The organism is Micromonospora jinlongensis, from assembly GCF_013410645.1.
Taxonomy (GTDB): Bacteria; Actinomycetota; Actinomycetes; order Mycobacteriales; family Micromonosporaceae; genus Micromonospora; species Micromonospora zamorensis.
The window spans coordinates 2,066,905-2,083,428 of sequence record NZ_JACCHK010000001.1 but is presented as its reverse complement, the minus strand read 5'-3'; the positions used below and the strand labels follow the sequence as shown (position 1 = coordinate 2,083,428).

At 65.8% G+C, this 16,524-nt stretch carries 14 protein-coding genes; 7 read left to right on the top strand and 7 right to left on the bottom strand.

The features are described 5' to 3' along the window. Nucleotides 1–81: 81 nt before the first annotated feature. The 6 genes from HNR22_RS31275 to HNR22_RS08820 form a co-directional block, all read right to left on the bottom strand. On the bottom strand, nucleotides 82–864 hold the full coding sequence (locus HNR22_RS31275; protein ID WP_343059744.1) for a recombinase family protein: 783 nt from the start codon (nucleotides 862–864) through the stop codon (nucleotides 82–84). After that, nucleotides 840–1,160, bottom strand: coding sequence for a hypothetical protein (locus HNR22_RS31270; RefSeq protein ID WP_246380766.1), 321 nt, complete (start codon nucleotides 1,158–1,160; stop codon nucleotides 840–842). The genes HNR22_RS31275 and HNR22_RS31270 overlap by 25 nt, the downstream gene beginning before the upstream one ends. 27 nt (nucleotides 1,161–1,187) lie before the next feature. After that, a complete protein-coding gene (locus HNR22_RS31265) occupies nucleotides 1,188–1,472 on the bottom strand; it encodes a recombinase family protein (protein WP_246380765.1) in 285 nt (94 codons plus the stop codon). Nucleotides 1,473–1,597: 125 nt separating this feature from the next. Beyond that, on the bottom strand, nucleotides 1,598–1,918 hold the full coding sequence (locus tag HNR22_RS08830; RefSeq protein ID WP_179779949.1) for a hypothetical protein: 321 nt from the start codon (nucleotides 1,916–1,918) through the stop codon (nucleotides 1,598–1,600). Between the two features lie 151 nt (nucleotides 1,919–2,069). Then, nucleotides 2,070–5,627, bottom strand: coding sequence for a P-loop domain-containing protein (locus HNR22_RS08825; protein WP_179779948.1), 3,558 nt, complete (start codon nucleotides 5,625–5,627; stop codon nucleotides 2,070–2,072). A gap of 12 nt (nucleotides 5,628–5,639) precedes the next feature. Next, the gene (locus tag HNR22_RS08820) at nucleotides 5,640–6,017 is read right to left on the bottom strand and encodes a hypothetical protein (protein ID WP_179779947.1); all 378 of its coding nucleotides are present in this window, start codon (nucleotides 6,015–6,017) and stop codon (nucleotides 5,640–5,642) included. 335 nt (nucleotides 6,018–6,352) lie between these two features. Here HNR22_RS08820 and HNR22_RS31630 point away from each other — a divergent pair, with 335 nt between their 5' ends. From HNR22_RS31630 to HNR22_RS08790, 6 genes are all read left to right on the top strand, one after another. Continuing rightward, on the top strand, nucleotides 6,353–6,790 hold the full coding sequence (locus tag HNR22_RS31630; RefSeq protein ID WP_179779946.1) for an FtsX-like permease family protein: 438 nt from the start codon (nucleotides 6,353–6,355) through the stop codon (nucleotides 6,788–6,790). 110 nt (nucleotides 6,791–6,900) lie between these two features. Beyond that, entirely contained in the window at nucleotides 6,901–7,572 is a 672-nt protein-coding gene (locus HNR22_RS08810) for a cyclic nucleotide-binding domain-containing protein (RefSeq protein WP_179779945.1), read from the top strand. A 110-nt stretch (nucleotides 7,573–7,682) separates the two neighbouring features. After that, nucleotides 7,683–8,504 (top strand): hypothetical protein, encoded by an 822-nt coding sequence (locus HNR22_RS08805; protein ID WP_179779944.1) that lies wholly within the window; start codon nucleotides 7,683–7,685, stop codon nucleotides 8,502–8,504. After that, entirely contained in the window at nucleotides 8,501–10,555 is a 2,055-nt protein-coding gene (locus HNR22_RS08800) for a hypothetical protein (RefSeq protein ID WP_179779943.1), read from the top strand. The genes HNR22_RS08805 and HNR22_RS08800 overlap by 4 nt, the downstream gene beginning before the upstream one ends. A gap of 82 nt (nucleotides 10,556–10,637) precedes the next feature. After that, nucleotides 10,638–11,315: a hypothetical protein gene (locus HNR22_RS08795; RefSeq protein WP_246380764.1), complete on the top strand. Its 678-nt coding sequence runs from the start codon at nucleotides 10,638–10,640 to the stop codon at nucleotides 11,313–11,315. Beyond that, a complete protein-coding gene (locus tag HNR22_RS08790) occupies nucleotides 11,312–11,821 on the top strand; it encodes a Pycsar system effector family protein (RefSeq protein WP_179779941.1) in 510 nt (169 codons plus the stop codon). Before HNR22_RS08795 ends, HNR22_RS08790 begins: the two co-directional genes overlap by 4 nt. A 100-nt stretch (nucleotides 11,822–11,921) precedes the next feature. Here the strand turns inward: HNR22_RS08790 and HNR22_RS08785 are convergent, their stop codons facing one another. After that, a complete protein-coding gene (locus HNR22_RS08785) occupies nucleotides 11,922–12,203 on the bottom strand; it encodes a hypothetical protein (RefSeq protein ID WP_179779940.1) in 282 nt (93 codons plus the stop codon). A 352-nt stretch (nucleotides 12,204–12,555) separates the two neighbouring features. Between HNR22_RS08785 and HNR22_RS08780 the strand changes: the two genes are divergently transcribed. Beyond that, nucleotides 12,556–16,125 carry an NACHT and WD repeat domain-containing protein gene (locus HNR22_RS08780; RefSeq protein WP_179779939.1) on the top strand — a complete coding sequence of 1,190 codons (3,570 nt, stop codon included), beginning with the start codon at nucleotides 12,556–12,558 and terminating at the stop codon, nucleotides 16,123–16,125. The last annotated feature ends 399 nt before the right edge of the window (nucleotides 16,126–16,524 follow it).

Here is a 16,524-nt window from a genome sequence, read left to right as displayed (position 1 = left end):
CATGGCTAGGCCTGCGTGAGCTTCAGAGTTGCGTTGAGGGTCAACGGCAGTGGGGCAATGATTCGTGTGGCCTCGGACACGTTATTTCCCCACGAAGCGTGCTTTCTCTTCGCGTTTCGTGCGATCCCCGTCCCGTTGGGCGGGGATTTTTGCTGTGCGGGTCAGGACGCTCGTCGGGGCGGTGAGCGGGAAGACCGCCGTGTCGGTCTCGATGGTCAAGGCGTCGTGGTCGCAAACGATGATCATGTAGTTGAGCCGCAGGTAGCCCGCGACGCTGTCTGGATCCTGGTCGCGCATCGCCGGGTGGTGCCGACGCAGGCTGCTGTCGTGTCGAATCCTGTCCAGGAGATGGTCCTCCCGGACGTAGAGGGTCTTCTGTCGTCTCGATGAGGTGGGTCGGACGCTGGTGTTGCCGTGTCGGCATCGGTAGCCGGCACGGTCGTGGACCCAGTGGGAGTCCATGATCCGGCCGCACACGCCGCAGCAGGTCACTCCGGCCAACACATAGCAGCGGGGGATGCCGCCGGCTGGGGTCGGCGCGCTATGGATTGCCTGGACGGCGACGAAGTGTTCTTCGCTGACCAGCGGAGTATGCGCGACCTCGCGGGAGATGACCCAGTCAGTGGAGGCGCTCCACCGTTGGATCTCGTGGTGTCGATCGAAGGCCCCCTCGTCAGGGAGGGCATCACGGTCGGTGCGTTGACGGTTCCAGACCTGCCGCCCGGTGTAACGGGGGTTCGCCAGGATCGCCGCGGCAGTGGTGAGCATCCACTGAAGGCCGCTGCGGTGGGGGTTACGCGCTGGGTCGGCGCCGGACGGGCACGGGACGCCGTTGTCGTTCAGGGCGCAGGCGATGCTGGCCACGCTCTGGCCGACACAAGCCGCTGCTCGCAGATCCACCGGACGTGGGGTGCGGTGGCAGGGTCGGGCTCCAAGCGGTGCAGGCGTCGTCCCCAGGCGGCGTGGGCGCGGTTCGGATGAGGGCCGGCGTCGGCGAGCCGGTAGCCGTAGGGTGGCCGGCCGCCGAGATGTCGGCCCTGCAACTCTGCCTGAGCGCGCATGGCCGCGGTGCTGCGATGCCGGGCCCGGGACACGTCCCGCTGGGAGTGCACACCCAGCAGGTCCAGCAACGCCAGCTGCCGCGGGTTGTCGAAGGCCACCGGCCCGTAGGTTTCCGGCAGCCGTAACTACACGCCCTGCCTGAGCAAGGTGGGGGTCGACTGTTCAAGCTGCTGGTCGTGGAAGGCGCGTCCGTACTTCCCGACGACGATCGCGTCGAAACCGCGTGCCGCGTCCATCACCGCCGCGAGCAGCCGTGCCGCCTGCGGCCGGTCCGGCCAGGGCACTCGGCGGGAGACGCCCTCGTCGAAGAACTCCACCACGATCCGACCATGACCGGCGACCATGTCGCCGGCGTAGTCGCGTTGCCACCGGCACGACGACGCCCGATCCTGAAAGTCGACAGTGGACATCCGTCCCTAGAACGCGAACCGCGGTCCCTTCGCAGCCGGGGTGAACCGTTGTGGCCGTAGCTTCTGCTGCCCGGCGGCCCACGACGAAAAGGGGTCCCGTTCCGCGGCTGCCGTCATTCTCGTCGTCATAGGACCGCCACGATCGGCGCACCTACCCCCGTCATGGTTCCCACCTCCAGAGTAGTAGGAGCGGTTGAGACACGCAGCTCTGTCACTGTCTCGGGTGGTATCGAGCCAATCCAGCCGTCCGGCTGACCAAAGTTGGGTCCGCTGGTGGTGTAAATGACGCCATTGCGGGATCCGGTGCGATTTTGCGTCGCGATCGGGGTGAGGGCGGACTGATCGGTGTCGGCGGTGGTCAGAGGGCTGAGAAATGGCGCATCCTGGGCCGCCACCACAGCCGACGCCAGCAGCTCGATGCCACCATCCGTGCCGTTGTCAGCCAACCAACAGAAAATCAACGCACGGACCGAACCGAGAACAGTTCCTAACAATTAGGGCACCACCAGCCTCCCCTAGCACCCCATGAAGAACCGCTCTTCATCAACAGCCAATCCGTGCACGAGGTGGTTAGAGAAGGCGAATCGGCGAGGCTTCTTACTCACCATGATGCTCACCTGGATGGGACCCGGCTCGGGCAGTTCTGTCACCCAGCATGTGATCGGCGATGGCCTCGACAGCCGCCGGGCAGACCATGGCGAGCAGGTCGAGAATCTCGGACAGGCGCCTATGGCGGATGGGTGATACAAGGAATGGTTTGGCCCTTGAGGGCTCGATCTTGCGAGCGGCCGCGATTGATGCCCGGGCCTGGCTGAACCCGTCCTCTATACTTCGAATGACCAGCTCGGCCGCGCCGACGGCTCCCTGATCGACGAAGACCTCAGCGAGCTGCTGGAGACTTTGGCCCCGCTGATAGGAAGTGCCGCCGGTGCGGGCAAGCGCGTCAGCGCGGTCACCATGGCCAGCCCGTGCCAAGGCTACAACGAGCCGCGTTCGCGCCTCAGCCTGACGATAAGCGTCCACAATCAAGTTGACCAGCGTCTCGGCGCGAGTGAAGTTCCCGGCCTGGGCCACAGCATCGACCGCCTCGGCAAGGCCTTCGTCACGTGCTTGAGCCGCGTGCGAGGTCTCTCGCCCAGTGGTGCTACTGAACGTCGGCCAGATGACCGGCGTGGTGATTGAAGACGGCGACTTGTTGGCGTCCTCGTTGTCGGCCATCCAGTTTGCCAATGATTCCGCACGTTCGTCCTCGCCGAGCACCCACCACGCGGCCAAGACCTTTTGCATCGTGCGTTGCGGTAGGCTACGTACGGTCTTGACGGCCTCCTCTGTGGCGGCCAGTGGTCCGATAGCGAGCCGGAGCTTGTCCGAACCTTCGGCGGATGACGCTAGTTCGATCAACATTGCCGCACGGCGATGCGGATCATCAATCAGTCCAGCGACTTCCACGGCCGTCTCGAGATCCTCTGCCAAGGCTGCCCCGCGGGCGAGCTTTTCGAGATTCGAGATCTTCGGGTCCGTCTTCTGATCCGTCTGGTAGAGCAAGGTGGCCCGCCGAGCGGCTTTGCGGGCGCACTCGAGATCGCCCAGGGTCACGAGTGCCAAGACCAAGGGCACGAGAAGCTCGAGTTCCGTCAGGGAGTCCGTGATCGAACGGCTGATCGTCTCAGCACGTCCAGCAAGATCGGCCGCGGTTTGCCTGTCGCCGTGCCGTGCTAAGCGATAGCCCAAACTGGTCAGCGCGGCTGCGAGTTCCCGGGGACCGACGATCGCGTCTATCAATCCGGCCAGGTAATTGTCGTCGGCTTCCTCAGCTGCTCGGCCGATGATCCCGCCGTACGCCCGGTCTCTGTCCCCGGCGTCTGGAAGGGAGTCAGCGAGGTGTCTGGCGTAATCGAGGTCGCCCGCTGCGGCAGCGGATCCGATCACCTCGCGCATGGCCTTTGCTTGTTCAGACTTCTTGGCTATGGAGCTAACTATCGCTGCAGCACGTTGGGGGTCGCCTGCCACGTACCAAGCCGATCCGATGGCGGCGACATGCCGCGTCAACACGTAATCCGGAGAGGCATCCTCCTTGTTTCGGACGTCGGTCAGTGCCGCATCGGCAAGGCTGGCAAGACTCGCCAAATCGGCGCGGTCAACAATGGCAGCCAGACGCGGACCGAGCTTCGTCAGCGCATCGATTCGCTGCCGTGGTTCATGCACACGTGCGGCTTCCCGAATGGCGTGGTCCGCCAGTCGGCGAACCCGCTCCGGGCGACCCGAGCGGTTGAGCCCGTCCGCCAGGTAGCCGTAGAGGAGGGACTTGTCGCCGCTGTTTGTCATTGCGTCGACTTCAGCCACAGCGCTGTCGGCCAGACGATCCGCGAGGCCGGGTTCGCCACGGCGGGCAGCCTCCTGTGCTAGGGCGCCTAGCGCCTGACCCCGCCAGTATGGCATCGGAATCTGCCAGGCCAGTTCTTCCGCCTCAGCCAGGCCTACGCCGGCGCGGGCAACACCGATGGCGACTCCGGCGAGTGCCCGCGATTGCCAGAAAGGCGCCGGTGCGGTGCGTGCCACCCGGAGTGCTCGCTCAATTTCACCGCCTTCTGCGATGCATCGGGCGACTTCGCTAATCGCCTTACCAGGCTCATCCTCGGCTATAAAGACACGAGGTGGTATCAGGCCGACGAGCCGTTCGGCATGGGCGTGGTGACCTGCCGCCGCCATTTTAGGCGCGAGAAGTGAGAGCGCGCCACCGCGCATCCCACCGTCTTCGGATATCGACCGGACCAGTGCCTCGGCACGCGTCACATTGCCAACGGCGACCCAGAGGCGTGGCAGGTCAAGGGGTATGTGACTGTTGCGCCTCTCAAGGTCGGCGCGGTGCAGCACCAGCCGGCACAGCGTAACCAGGTCACAGTCGCCGGTCGCCGACAACGCCTCCTCAGCGAGCGCGACCTCGTCCAAGGCGACGGCATCACCGCCGGTGTAGTCCAGCATCCGGTCGTGCCGGCCTGCGTCGGTGGCTTGCTGCACCATCCGCGTGTGGTCGCCCTGGTCGGAGAGCATCCGGAAGTAGCCGAGCAGGAGGTACTCCGGCGTGTCGGCGGGCCAGCCTTGTTCGCGGTAACGGTCAGCCCACTCGTGCAGCCGCTGGCGGTAGTCGCGTAGGCGCGACGGGCCGAGAAGCTTCATCGCCGTGGACTGCAACTCCTCGTGAGCAAGCACGTAGGAATCACCCGCCCGGCTGAAGGTACGTCCAGTGAAACTGGTCAGATAATCTTCCACCAACCACTGGTCCTCGTCGGCCAGCTCTGCAAGGTCCGCCACGGACAGACCGCTCGACGCGGCGGTGATCAACCCGAGGATGACCCGTTCGGTGCCATCGGCTTGCACGATCCTCTTCAGTTCCCGTTCGGCATCGGCCCGGACCACCTCCGCGTGGGCTGAGTGCCCAAGTTCACGGACTAGGCATCGAACCCGTAACGGGTGGTCGGACGACACATCAGGTGGCAGAGGCGGATCCGGCCGACTGGACACGACGACACGCAGGCCGGTCGGTGGGTGCCGTGGAAGGGTCGCGGCGATGCTGTACGAATCAGGCCTGCCCGTGACCCCCCGATCCTCGTCCAGCCCGTCGACCAGAAGGATCAGCCGTTCATCCGCTGCTTGGCAGGCGGCCGCAGCTGAACTGAGCATGTTCAACAGGTGCGCTTCCTGCGTCGATTCGGTCATGCCGACGGGAAGTCCTCGATGTTCGAGCAGGTCGGCGAGCTGTTCGAGGGCGTTGTCGAGGAACGCCTTGCGGTCGTTCTGCTGGTGATGGCGTGCGGTCACGAAGAAGGAGACGACTCGGACTCCGGCCGGTGGGTGCAGCACGAACCACGACATCAGCGCAGACTTGCCAGCCCAAGCCGGGGCACGCCACCACGAATACCGGTAGTCAGAGTCGCCTGTGCAGAAGGCTTCTAGCTCCGCCAGTTCGGCGTCCCGACCCTTCAAATCAGGCGGGACTATCCGGCGTACCTGCTCGACGTAGGCGGAGCGGACGACCGGCGGCACGTAGCCAAACGAGTTGTACTGCCTATTGTTCGCGCCAACCTGAATGCCGCGGGCGTGATCCGCTTCCAACCTGACGCCCGTGCTGTTCTCCCAATCGGGTGCCATGTCCATCGTGGCGGTGGCTCAGCTGAATGTGTAGGTCTGGGTGTTGTGGCTACCAAACTGAACGCCTTTGGCAGAGTCAGCTGACATCTGGTAACTAGCCGCCGTTGCCCGGTCCGGCTCTGCCAGGCTCAACAAGCGGCGCGCCGCGGTGATCACTTGCTTATCAGCGGCAGCCCCGGATTCTGCCAGGTCTTCACTGAGCAGTGCCTGCCATTGATCGGCTCCGACCCCCACCGCGTCGAGTGCTTCCTGTGCCCGGTCCCGGCCACTCAGGCGCTGTTGCAGCAGGTTCTTCAATCCGATGTAAGCATCCAAGATTGCGGATTTCGTCACGTCCGTCGAGCCTGCCGCCGCACCGGCAGCAAGCGCTGCGACAATCATCTCCGCACCCGTCACAGCGCTCATCCTATGACAGCAGTGCCTCACGCGCGTAAGACCTGATTATGCGCAATTTGTGGTCAAGCGCAGTCTGTGCTCGGACTACGAGCAGGAGCTTCAAGGTCTTGAGCGTGGCGAGCGCTCGTTCAAGGCGGGGCGCGGATCTTCGCCTAGACCCGAGTGACCGTCCTCTGTAGGCACGACAGGGCGTCCTGCTCGACCCGGCAGAGCTGGACCAGAATGGTGTGCCGGCGCAACCCACTGGCCTCTTGGCCGACCTGGTCATCGACGGGCAGGATGCCTGTACGGCGGCACTGAAGACCTTGCGTCGCCTGGGCGGAACGTGGAGGTAGGTGCTCGCCGACGCTCGCGACGACGCCGAGGGCGACTTGCGGGAGGTCCTCCAGGTGCTGCTGGCCCTGCTCGGGCTGACCGTGATCGTCCCCGTGGTCGGGGTCGGCACCACCGCCGTGCTCTCGCTGGTGGAACCAATCCGGAAGTCCGGCCTGCTGCGAGCGGTCGGGATATCCCGGGACCGGCTCCGGGCGATGCTCAACCTCGAGGCCGGCCTGTACGGGCTGCTCGGCGCGGTTATCGGCCTGGTGCTGGCGCTGCCGTACTTCTGGCTGACGATGGCTGCGCTCCGCGATAGCGTGCCGGTCGAATTCCCGGCCGGACGGCTCGCACTCGTGGTGCTGACGTTGGCAGCGGCGGCCGCGCTCGCCGGCCCGCTACCGGCCCGCCGCGCCGCCCGGATCAGCCCGGTCGCCGACCTCGGCGCCGACGACTGACCACCTCCGACCAGTCCCCAGAACTTCGGTGCCGCCTCAGCGTGATGCCGCACTCCCGGCCGGGCGGCTTGAGGGTAGGCCGGAGGGAATCCACTCGTTACCTTCTGTGTGTGGACGTTGACGACCTGTCCGCCAGCAGTGGCGGTCTCGCTTCCTTGCTCTCGACGACCGACTGGGCCGCGATGTGCTCGCTCGGAACCCGGTGCCTCATGGCCGCCGACTACCCGCTATTCCGACAGGGCGACGAGGGGGAGCACGCTTACGTGATCCTCAGCGGCGCGGTCAAGGTAGTTCGTGGCGAAGCAGCGGGAAAGAGGGCGATCCTGACGATTCGCGGGGCTGGCGACGTTGTGGGTGACCTGGCCGTGATGGACGGTGGCCGCCGCTCCGGAACGGTTTCGACGCTGACCCCCATGGTGGTCCGGGTGGTCCCAGGGGCGAGCTTCAAACGGTTCATCGAACGATCCTCCGTCACCGCCGCCTACGCCCGGTACACCGTCAACCGCCTCCGACAGTCTGACGTCCAGCGGACCGAGATCGCCGTCCTTCCGGTACGGCAGCGCCTAGCCCGGGCACTGCTCCGGCTGTACGTGACGGCTGACGCCGCCGGTGGCCAACGCGCCTTCGAGCTGCCGCAACAGGATCTGGCAGAGCTAATCGGCGCGTCCCGGAACGCCGTCGTTCTCGCGCTCGGGGTTCTCCGCGCCGAAGGCGTGCTGGACACCCATCGCATGCGGGTATCGATCCTCGACGTCGATGCACTGTACCGGCAGGCCGGATGACGCAGTGATTGATAACCGCGTCACCTCTGCGGTGCACAGTGGTGGGCAGCGCTACCCAAGCGGGCCGGACACGATTGCCTTCATTCGGCCGCCTGCGAAGGGAACGCGACATGGAGCAGTCACCCCCGTTCGAGCAGTCCCGCCCACTACCGCCGTACCGCGCGGTGCTGGCGGTCGACGCTAAGGGCTTCACAGACCTGCCCGGCTGTACGCACGAGAACGTCTCCCGCACCATTCACCGGCTCGTAGGGGACGCGATGCGGGATGCCGGGCTGGACGCGGAGTGGTCGAGTCCCGACTTCTACGGCCCAACCGGGGACGGCCTGGCCGTGGGCTTGCCCACCCGGATACTCCCGTATCTCGTCCATCCCTTCCCGGCAATGCTCCAGAACCATCTGGACGACCACCGGCGCCAACACCCAGGGGAGGAGCCTCTGCGGTTGCGGGTGAGCCTGCACGTGGGTCCCCTGCCGACTGACTCGGCAGCCGTTGGGCAGGGGGGCAATGGGACAGCACGTAACGAGACGCACCGACTACTGGACTCCGGGGTGGTCAAGAGCGCGCTCACGGAAGCCAAACCGCGCATCACCCTGGTTGCCATGATCGTCTCGGACCGGGTCTTCCACGACGTGATCAGTGCTGGTTACTCCGGTCTGCACCCGGACCACTTCGTCGACGTGGAGGCCCGGGTGGAGGGCAAGGCGTTCGCGCAGCGTGCGTGGCTGCACCTACCCACCCCGTCGGGCGCCTGGCCGGTGGGTCGAACGAACGAACCGGAACCCGCATCTGAGTCTCAGTCCCCGCCAGGGCCCGCCTACCAGCCGTCGCAGCAGCCAGTGGGCACCAACTACGGGCAGGTGGTCGGGGGTGGGACCGTGCACGGCGGGATGCACCAGTCCTTCGGCGGTAACCCCCTCGGGAGCCGATCGTGAGCCCCGAAGAGACCGTGGCTCTCGCCGAGGACGACCGGCTCGAGGAGGACCTCTACGCGGAGGCTGTCAGCGGCATCAACGTCGGGCAGGTGGTCACCGGCGGCACCGTGTACGGCGGGGTGCACCAGACCTTCGTCGAGAACAAGCTGATCAACGAAGCCATTCGTCGGCATTATCTGCTACGGGCCTATGTCGAGCAGGTAGTGCAGTCACTCGCGACACGCAGCTACCGATTGGCCAGCCAGGATCAGGATCTCGCTCTCGACCGAGCCGCCGCAGCCCGCCTCGTCGGCGACCAGCCATGGGTGGTGGTGCTGGGCCCGGCCAACTCCGGGCTGCGGACCGCTGCGGTCGCGCTGCTGTACGAGTCGAGCCAGGCGGGGCGGCGATTGGAGGAAATTCTGATCGACGAGGAGCGGGGGCGCCTGTTCGCTGCGGCGGAGCTTCCGGCGGAACGGGGGGTGACATACCTGTTATGTCTTCCGGACCAGCGGGAACGGGTGAGCCCCGACCTGGGCCGCCGGTTGCAGGCCCACGCCGCGCACCTGGCGACCCTGGACGCAAGTCTGGTGGTCGCGGCAACCCCAGCCGTCTGGGCCGCCGCCGGCGGCGTCGGGACCGTCTCCATCTTTCAGGTCCCGCCCCCAGACCTTGCAGAGGTGGTACGTCGCGAGTGCGCAGTGCACGTCGTCGACGCTTCCTCCATCATCGCGAATCCCACCATCGGCGACTTGTTGACCCGAGCCACGGTGATGGACGCTATGCGGCTTACCGGAATCATCGTGACCGCCCTCCGTAACCATCCCGAGCATGACCTGACGAAGCTCGTCGAGGAGGTGTGCGGGGCCTACGGTGACTGGGACGACGTCCTGGCCAACTGGTTCAGCGTAGCCAGAAGTGTCCGGCATCGGCTGTTCCTCGTCGCAGCCGCCCTGCTCGAGGGAGAGCCACCGGCAGAGGTGCTGGACGCGGTCAACTCGCTCGGGCAGACCCTCGGTGACCTGCCCTCCGCCCGCTCCGACGGACTGGCGGAAATCGGACTACGGGCGCTGATGAGCGAGATCAAAGCCGAGGTGATGGACGGTGGGCTCCGGTTCGAGCGGGCGAACTACAGCACGGCAGTACTGACCTTTCTGCACGGTGACCGCTCTGCCTGGTTCCACAAGAAGCTATGGGAGTGGGCCATGGACCTGCCGTTACGGCGGAACGACCATCGGCAGACCCGGCTGGCGGAACGGATTGTCGGGAATCTGGTGGCGATCGTGCTGCGGAGCCGGGACACCCGCCCGCTGGTGTGGCTGAATCGCTGGACCGGACGGCCGAATCTGCGGCCTCACGTGGTGCAGGCCCTGACGGCCACTGCCGTGAGCGACGAGGTCGGGGCTGACGTGCGGAGCCTGCTCTACCGCTGGTCGCGCTTGGAGCGTGCGAGTGACCAGTCCCTCTGCACCATCGCCGAGGTCTGCTCAGGTGAACTCGCCCGGCTCTATCCCCGGGTGTCGCTGACCCGTCTGAGCCACATTGCCCACCGCGACTCTCCCGTGGTCCGGGATGCCATCGTGGCGGCGGTGAGTCGGCTCTGGGAGATACCCCGGCTACGCCCTCGGATCGTCGAGGTGGTCACCAACTGGTCCGAGGGCGAACCTGGTGGTCGTACGAAAACGGCATGGGCGGTGTTCGCAGCGCTCGCCCGTAGTGAAGCTCATCCCGTGTTGCTGACCTGGCATGACGAGTCGTCGCGCATCGGGCTCGTCGGGGCCGTGGCCCGACTCTTCGATCAGACCGAGGTCGATGAGGCCCGTAGGGAGTTCGGCGAGAGTCTGCTCGACGCGGCGCTCTTGTCCGAGGCTAGTCGGATCCGGATTGTCGAGTTCCTCGGGGACGTGGTGCGTCGTGGCGACGGCGGGACCCGCCGTCTCGTGCGCCTCTCCAAGCTGACGTTCGCGTGGCAGCCGGTCGATCGCGACGTGACCAGCCCGGATCGGCGTGACGTGCGTGACCACGTCGTCGAGAGCCTGCACCAGGTCGATCCACTCACTCTAGGAGCATGAGATGCGTGATCTCTGGCGGGGTTTCTCCCGGGAGTGGGCGTCCGGGAATGAGAAGCACCCCCCTTTCCCGTCCCCGTCACACATGTTCGAGGCCACGCTGGCTAGCGCGCTGCCCGGCGCGATCTTTCAGGCGGAGGTGACCGTTGAGTGGCGGGGACGTGAGCCGGAGGCCGAGGCCAAGGTTCGTGCCTTTGCCTGGGATCACCTCGCCCGCTGGGCTGCCACCCGGCGCGTCACGGTTGCGAGTCACCTGGCTGATCTAATCAATGCCAGGGGCGTCACCGAGATTGCCGTGCCGCGGACCAGTCTGGTGCTCACCCATTTGCGTGTCCGGATCACCGTGCCTGCCGAGGCGCTTGCCGTGACCACCGCCTGGGAGGAGGCCGAACGACGCGCGACTCTGGAGAGGCAGCGTCGCGGCGACGAATTGCGTCAGCTTCGGTGGCTGCGTGACGAGATCTTTGGCAGGCCGGACATAGCTCGGATGTACTGGCATCTTCACCACCCGGCCGATCTTCGGTCCTTGACGGACCCTCTCTTCGATACGATCGCCGCTCAACTTGGCGGTGGTGAGGGTGTGACTGCGTCCGCGCAGGTCGAGGAGGATCCGATCAGTGTGCTCATCGGAAAGTTCGTCGCCGGGCTCAGTGCAGACGAGCGCCGGCACCTAATCGGCCAGCTCGATCGGGTGTTCCGTAGCTTCGACCGCACGGACCTCGCCAGCCAGCTGGGGGATCCGAGTGACCGGGTCGGGTCGTGACGGGGACGCTCTGGTCCTCCGGTTTGCAGAGCGAAGCGGGATGGAACGCCCTCCAGCAACTACACGAGACAATTCGTTTCGCCGACGTGAAGGCGGCTGCGGTCCTAGCGGCCGCCGGGCTCCTGGGCGGCAGCCTGTGGTCTGGCCAGGACTCTCTGACCGTGACGGGCCCGGCCTGGTCGCCGGTGCTCCCGGTGTTATCTGCGGTAGCGGCCGCGACGAGTGCGCTCCTCGCGTTGCACACGCTGATGCCGCGACGACAGGCGGCTGCGTCGGAGCCTCTGCACCACTTCGCGTACGTAGCCGAGCATTACGGTCGCAACAGCCAGGGATTCGTCGATGCATGGTTGGCAACCACAGTCGATGAAGACGCCACCGCCAGGATGCTGGCGGGACACGTCTGGGCGGCGCACATGGTGGCGAGTCGCAAGTTCGCCTATGTCACGTGGTCGATCCGACTTCTGGTGCTCGGTGTGTTGGCGTGGCTCGTGGCCGGGCTGGTCTGAGGGGTCGGCCGGTGTCGCCGAACATGGTGGCGGGATGCGTCTCGTCCCGTCACCATGTCGAAAGCCGTACGTTGGATGCTCGGCACCTGGGCGGCCCGGATCAGTCGGCCTCGACGCCGTTGGCTCGAAGGATCTGCCGAACGCGTTCGCGGGTGTACCCAGTCGCCCGCACGATGTCTACCTGGCGCATTCCGTTGCGGGTCGCTGCAACGGTCGCATTGGCGAGACGTTTCCGGGCCGCGACCACGCCGGTCTTCGCGGCGGCGACGATCCGGGCGGCTTCCCCCTGCCCGTCGGTGACTGCTGACCGCGCGACCTCATGCCCGGACTGCTGCCTCCAGGTCGTCTGCCACCCGATGATCGTTCCATCGGCCTGGGTCATTGAAGCAGGCCGTTGCGGTCTGAATCAGCTGTGGCGCTCGTCTTCTCGGCGCACCGAGGACAACGGGTGGGGCAAGGAGTCAGCGGCGTGGCTTTGCCCAGGCCGCTGATGTGCAGGATCGTCGCGACAGCTTCGTCGATCGGTCACATCATTCATGTCGCGGTCATCACGGCACCCCTCCTCGCCAGGCGCATCGCCCGGCAGGTCAGGCCGGACACACCCATAGATCCACAGACCCAGATCCGAGCTTGGCTACGTCCGGGTGTGAGTCCAGTCCCGGCCTTGGTTGGTGTCTCTGTCGGCTATCCGCCACGCGCTGGCGAGCAGTGCCTTCTCGTAGTGCGATGACCATGTGGGGCGGGCACTAAGGGAGTACCGTCGCGAGTCCGGTGCCCTGCTGGGCACGATTGCCGTCGGTCTGGCTATCAACATCGTCACGGCGCGAACGGACAGCTGGCGTGGGCCGTGGCGGTTTGCCCTTGACTACGCCTACCTGTGGCTCCCACTCTGCGTCGTCCTGTGGCTCAGCTGGCGCTTCTTCGTCCATCGCCGCACAGCGGTGACGTGGCGCGGCGCGGAAAGCCCATACCCTGGTCTCGCGCCGTTCACGGCAGAGCGCGCGGGTGTCTTCTTTGGGCGCGACCGCGAAGCAAGGGACGTACTGAACCGACTGGAGCGCTCGGGGCCGGCGCCGGCGACCCGGATAGTTACGGTCGTCGGCCCGTCGGGGGTGGGCAAGTCCTCGCTGATCCGCGCGGGTGTTCTCGCTCGACTACCACGGCGTTGGACCGTAGTGGGTCCATTACGTCCGGCCGCCGACCCGTTTATGAGCCTCGCCGCGGCTCTAGCGGATGGCCCAAAGGCTGTGCTGGAGACGGCGCGACTGCTGCGCGAGGAGGCCGCCTCTCCGGAAGCTCCACTCCAGGTTGTGCCAAGCTTCCTCGCCGCCGCCCGCGGCCCTGTGCTGCTCGTTGTCGACCAGGCCGAAGACCTGTACACGATGACCGGCGAGCACGACCGAGCCCAGGGGTGGAGCCTGCTGACCCGAACGCTGACGGTGCTGCCGGAACTGCGCCTGCTGGTGGCTATCCGGCCCGAGTTCCGCCGCCGGCTCACCGATCAGCAGGCCGGCTTCATCACCCGGCCGGTGGCCATCGGTCTGCTGGATCCGGCCCGCATCCGACAGGCCATCGCGGGACCTGCCCGGGCTGCCGGACTCACGTTCGAGGACGACCTCATCGACCGCATGACCGCCGACGCCACGGTCGGTGACGCGCTTCCCCTGCTCAGTCACCTGCTGCAACGTCTGCACCTGCAGTCCGATCGCCAACACATCACGGTGGCTCAGTACGAACAGGCGGGGGAGGTGGGTGGTGCCATCGCAGCTCACGCGGAGCAGATCTACGAATCCCTCACCGAGCGGTACCCCCAACACGCCGTCGACTCTGCTCTGCTGCACGCCGTCGGCTTGGAAGGTAAAGAAACCGTACGACGGACGATCCGCCGAGCCGACCTCGATACCACCGCCGCCCACATCCTTGAAGAGTTCAGGGCGGCCCGTCTGATCATCGACGTCGAGGACGGCACCTGCCTCGAATTGACCCACGACGCCCTGTTCCGCCAGTGGCGCCGACTCGCCTCGCTGATCAGCGCCAACGAGGAGCGCCTGCACCGCATCACCCGGCTCGAGCACCGCGCGACAGCATGGCAAGCGGACCCACACACCGACGACCTCTTGCGCGGCCGAACCCTCGCCGATGCCCTCGCGCTGGCAGCCGAGGCACCCCTCTCCACCACAGCCCGACACCTGCTCGACGCCTCCCGAGAGTCCGACCACCAGGACCGCGTCCGACAGTCCGAACGGATCGCCGAGCTGGCGCAACAGGTGCGCCGGCAGGATCCTGAGTTGGCCGTGGCACTGGCCCACACCGCGCTACACGAGTTGCCACCCACCCCGGCAGCAACGACGACGCGCTGGGCCCTGACCGCAACCTCGCGAACACGGCACCTCACCATAGGGCACACCACCGGCATCACCTCCGGAGTCTGGTTGCCCGACAATCAGGGCCTGCGCACCGCCGACAAGACGGGACGCGTCTGCACCTGGGACGACGCCGGTTGCCTTGCCGAGGTCACCTTTGCCGCTGACCGGGATGGGTACGGGCACACACTGCTGAGTGCCAGCGGCACCCTCGCCCTCACCGGGCACGATCGAGGTGCCACGCTCTGGCGCGTCGCGGATGGCTGCACCCTGGGCAGCCGAAGGGGGAGTTTTGCAGCATCGCTCGACTCATTCTCGTGGCGCGACGATGTCTGTTTCGCGGGCCAGTTCGACTACCGGACCGTTGACGTCTGCCGCTTAGACGACGACGTCCCACAGTTGGTCACCAGCATCCCGGCCGCACACGTTCGCGCCACAGCATGGTCCCCGCAGGGTGACCGGCTGGCCATCGCCTCTGATGACCTGCTGCTCGTGGTCAGCATCGGCGAGCAGGTGTTTGAGGTCCTGCGACAGCAGGTAGCTTGGTCGGACGCGGTGTTGTGTTGGGCGCCCGACGGAATCCGACTCGCCGTTTCAGCCGCTCCGGCGTTCACAATGCGCCGCACTGAGATCCTCGCATCGAAACGTCGCACGCTGTGGATCTACAACACTGACACCGGCCAGGCCGCCGAAAGCGCACCGCCCGGCTTGACCGAAGCCATGGCATGGTCACCCGTCGAGGATGTCATCGCGTACGCCTTGCGTCGGACACGAGACCATAACCGCGTGGCTCTGATCGACGTCGGCAGCGGCCGGACCGTTGAGCGGCGGGCACGCCCACATCAGATCAGCACAATTGCCTGGTCCTCGGATGGTAAACGAATAGGCTTGGGAACTTCATTTCACAACGTCGAGATCTGGGACGTCACTGGCCGAAACTTCCGCCGCCTGCCCACCGGAAGCCTGCGAGAGATTTCTTGGTCGCCGGACCTCAAACGCGCCGCTGTAAAGCGGACCGGAACGACGCCAGAGATCATCGAAGCGGATGAGGTGACGCCGCCACTGCGGCTCGGGGACGACGATTGCCTGTCGATCGCGTTTTCACCACTAGGTGACCTGGTTGCCACCGCGATGCAAGAGCAGGTCACCGTGTGGGACGCGCGGTCAGGTGTCTCTCGGATTCAGTGGGGCGCGCAACCGCGACAAACTCCGAGACACGTAACGACATCGATGCCACTTCCGTGGGTTTATGGACTCGCCTGGTCCGGCGACGGCTCACGGCTGACTGTCCATACGCATTGCTTCTTCGGCAGAACACCACCCGCTCTCTCAGTCTGGGACGTGGCCAAAGCGCAGCGCCTAGCAGTTCTCGACGGAGGCGAAGACAGCACAGGAACGATTGCCTGGTCCCCGGATTCAAGCCTCATAGCTGCAGTCGCCGGCAAACACAACGTGAGCTTGTGGCGAGGAGACGACTACACCCTCGTCCACCAATGGCGAACCGAAGGGCCCGACGAGTTCGCAGCCCTGGCCTGGTCGGATGACTCCACCAGACTCGCCGCCGCCGTCGGCAACCACGTTCAAATCTGGAACGTAGCGCAGAAGCAAGTCCGCTCGCGCTGTCTCGGCCATACGGGCAACATCGAACACCTCACCTGGGCAACCGACGGGCACCGTCTCGCGACCATCAGCGATGACTACATGCTCTACATCTGGCGCGCTCAGGAGGGACGGCCTCTTGGCGTACTTGACATACCTCGTTGGGTAGTGCGCAGCCTGTCGTGGCAAGACGCCCTCATCATCGCCTACGACGACGGCACGATCATGAGCTGGGATGTATGCAATAACCCTGCGCAGGTTCCGGCTGAAGGCAGTGAGCCCCGTGCGCTCAACAGTGAAGAACGCGAACGATATGGCTTGCCACGAAAGCCAGTCGACTGAGAGTTCGCCAGCGTGCAAAACGGCTCTCGTGGTGGCCCGCCGATGTCAGACAGTGAGGCCGTGGCGGACTGAGTCCAACTTGTCGGCTGTACACTTACACATGGTTATGGCGGCCAGTATTGAGCTAGTCCTAGCCGTACCGTAACCTATGAGCATGTGCACCCCAGAATGGTGCGCATGTGATGCGTACAAGAGTTCGAATCCCCCCTCGGACACAAACCATTGCCCCACGGTGCGCGCTGAGATCCACTGCAGCGCGCACCGTTTGCGTTTCAGGCTGGTAGTACAGCCGAAGGCCGAGTTGCCGGTAGACCTCGGCTTTGTCGGCGGGGTCGGCGTCGCGGAGCACGGTGACGATGTTCCCGAGCGCCTGCACCGGCGACGAGGCGGTGGGGCGGA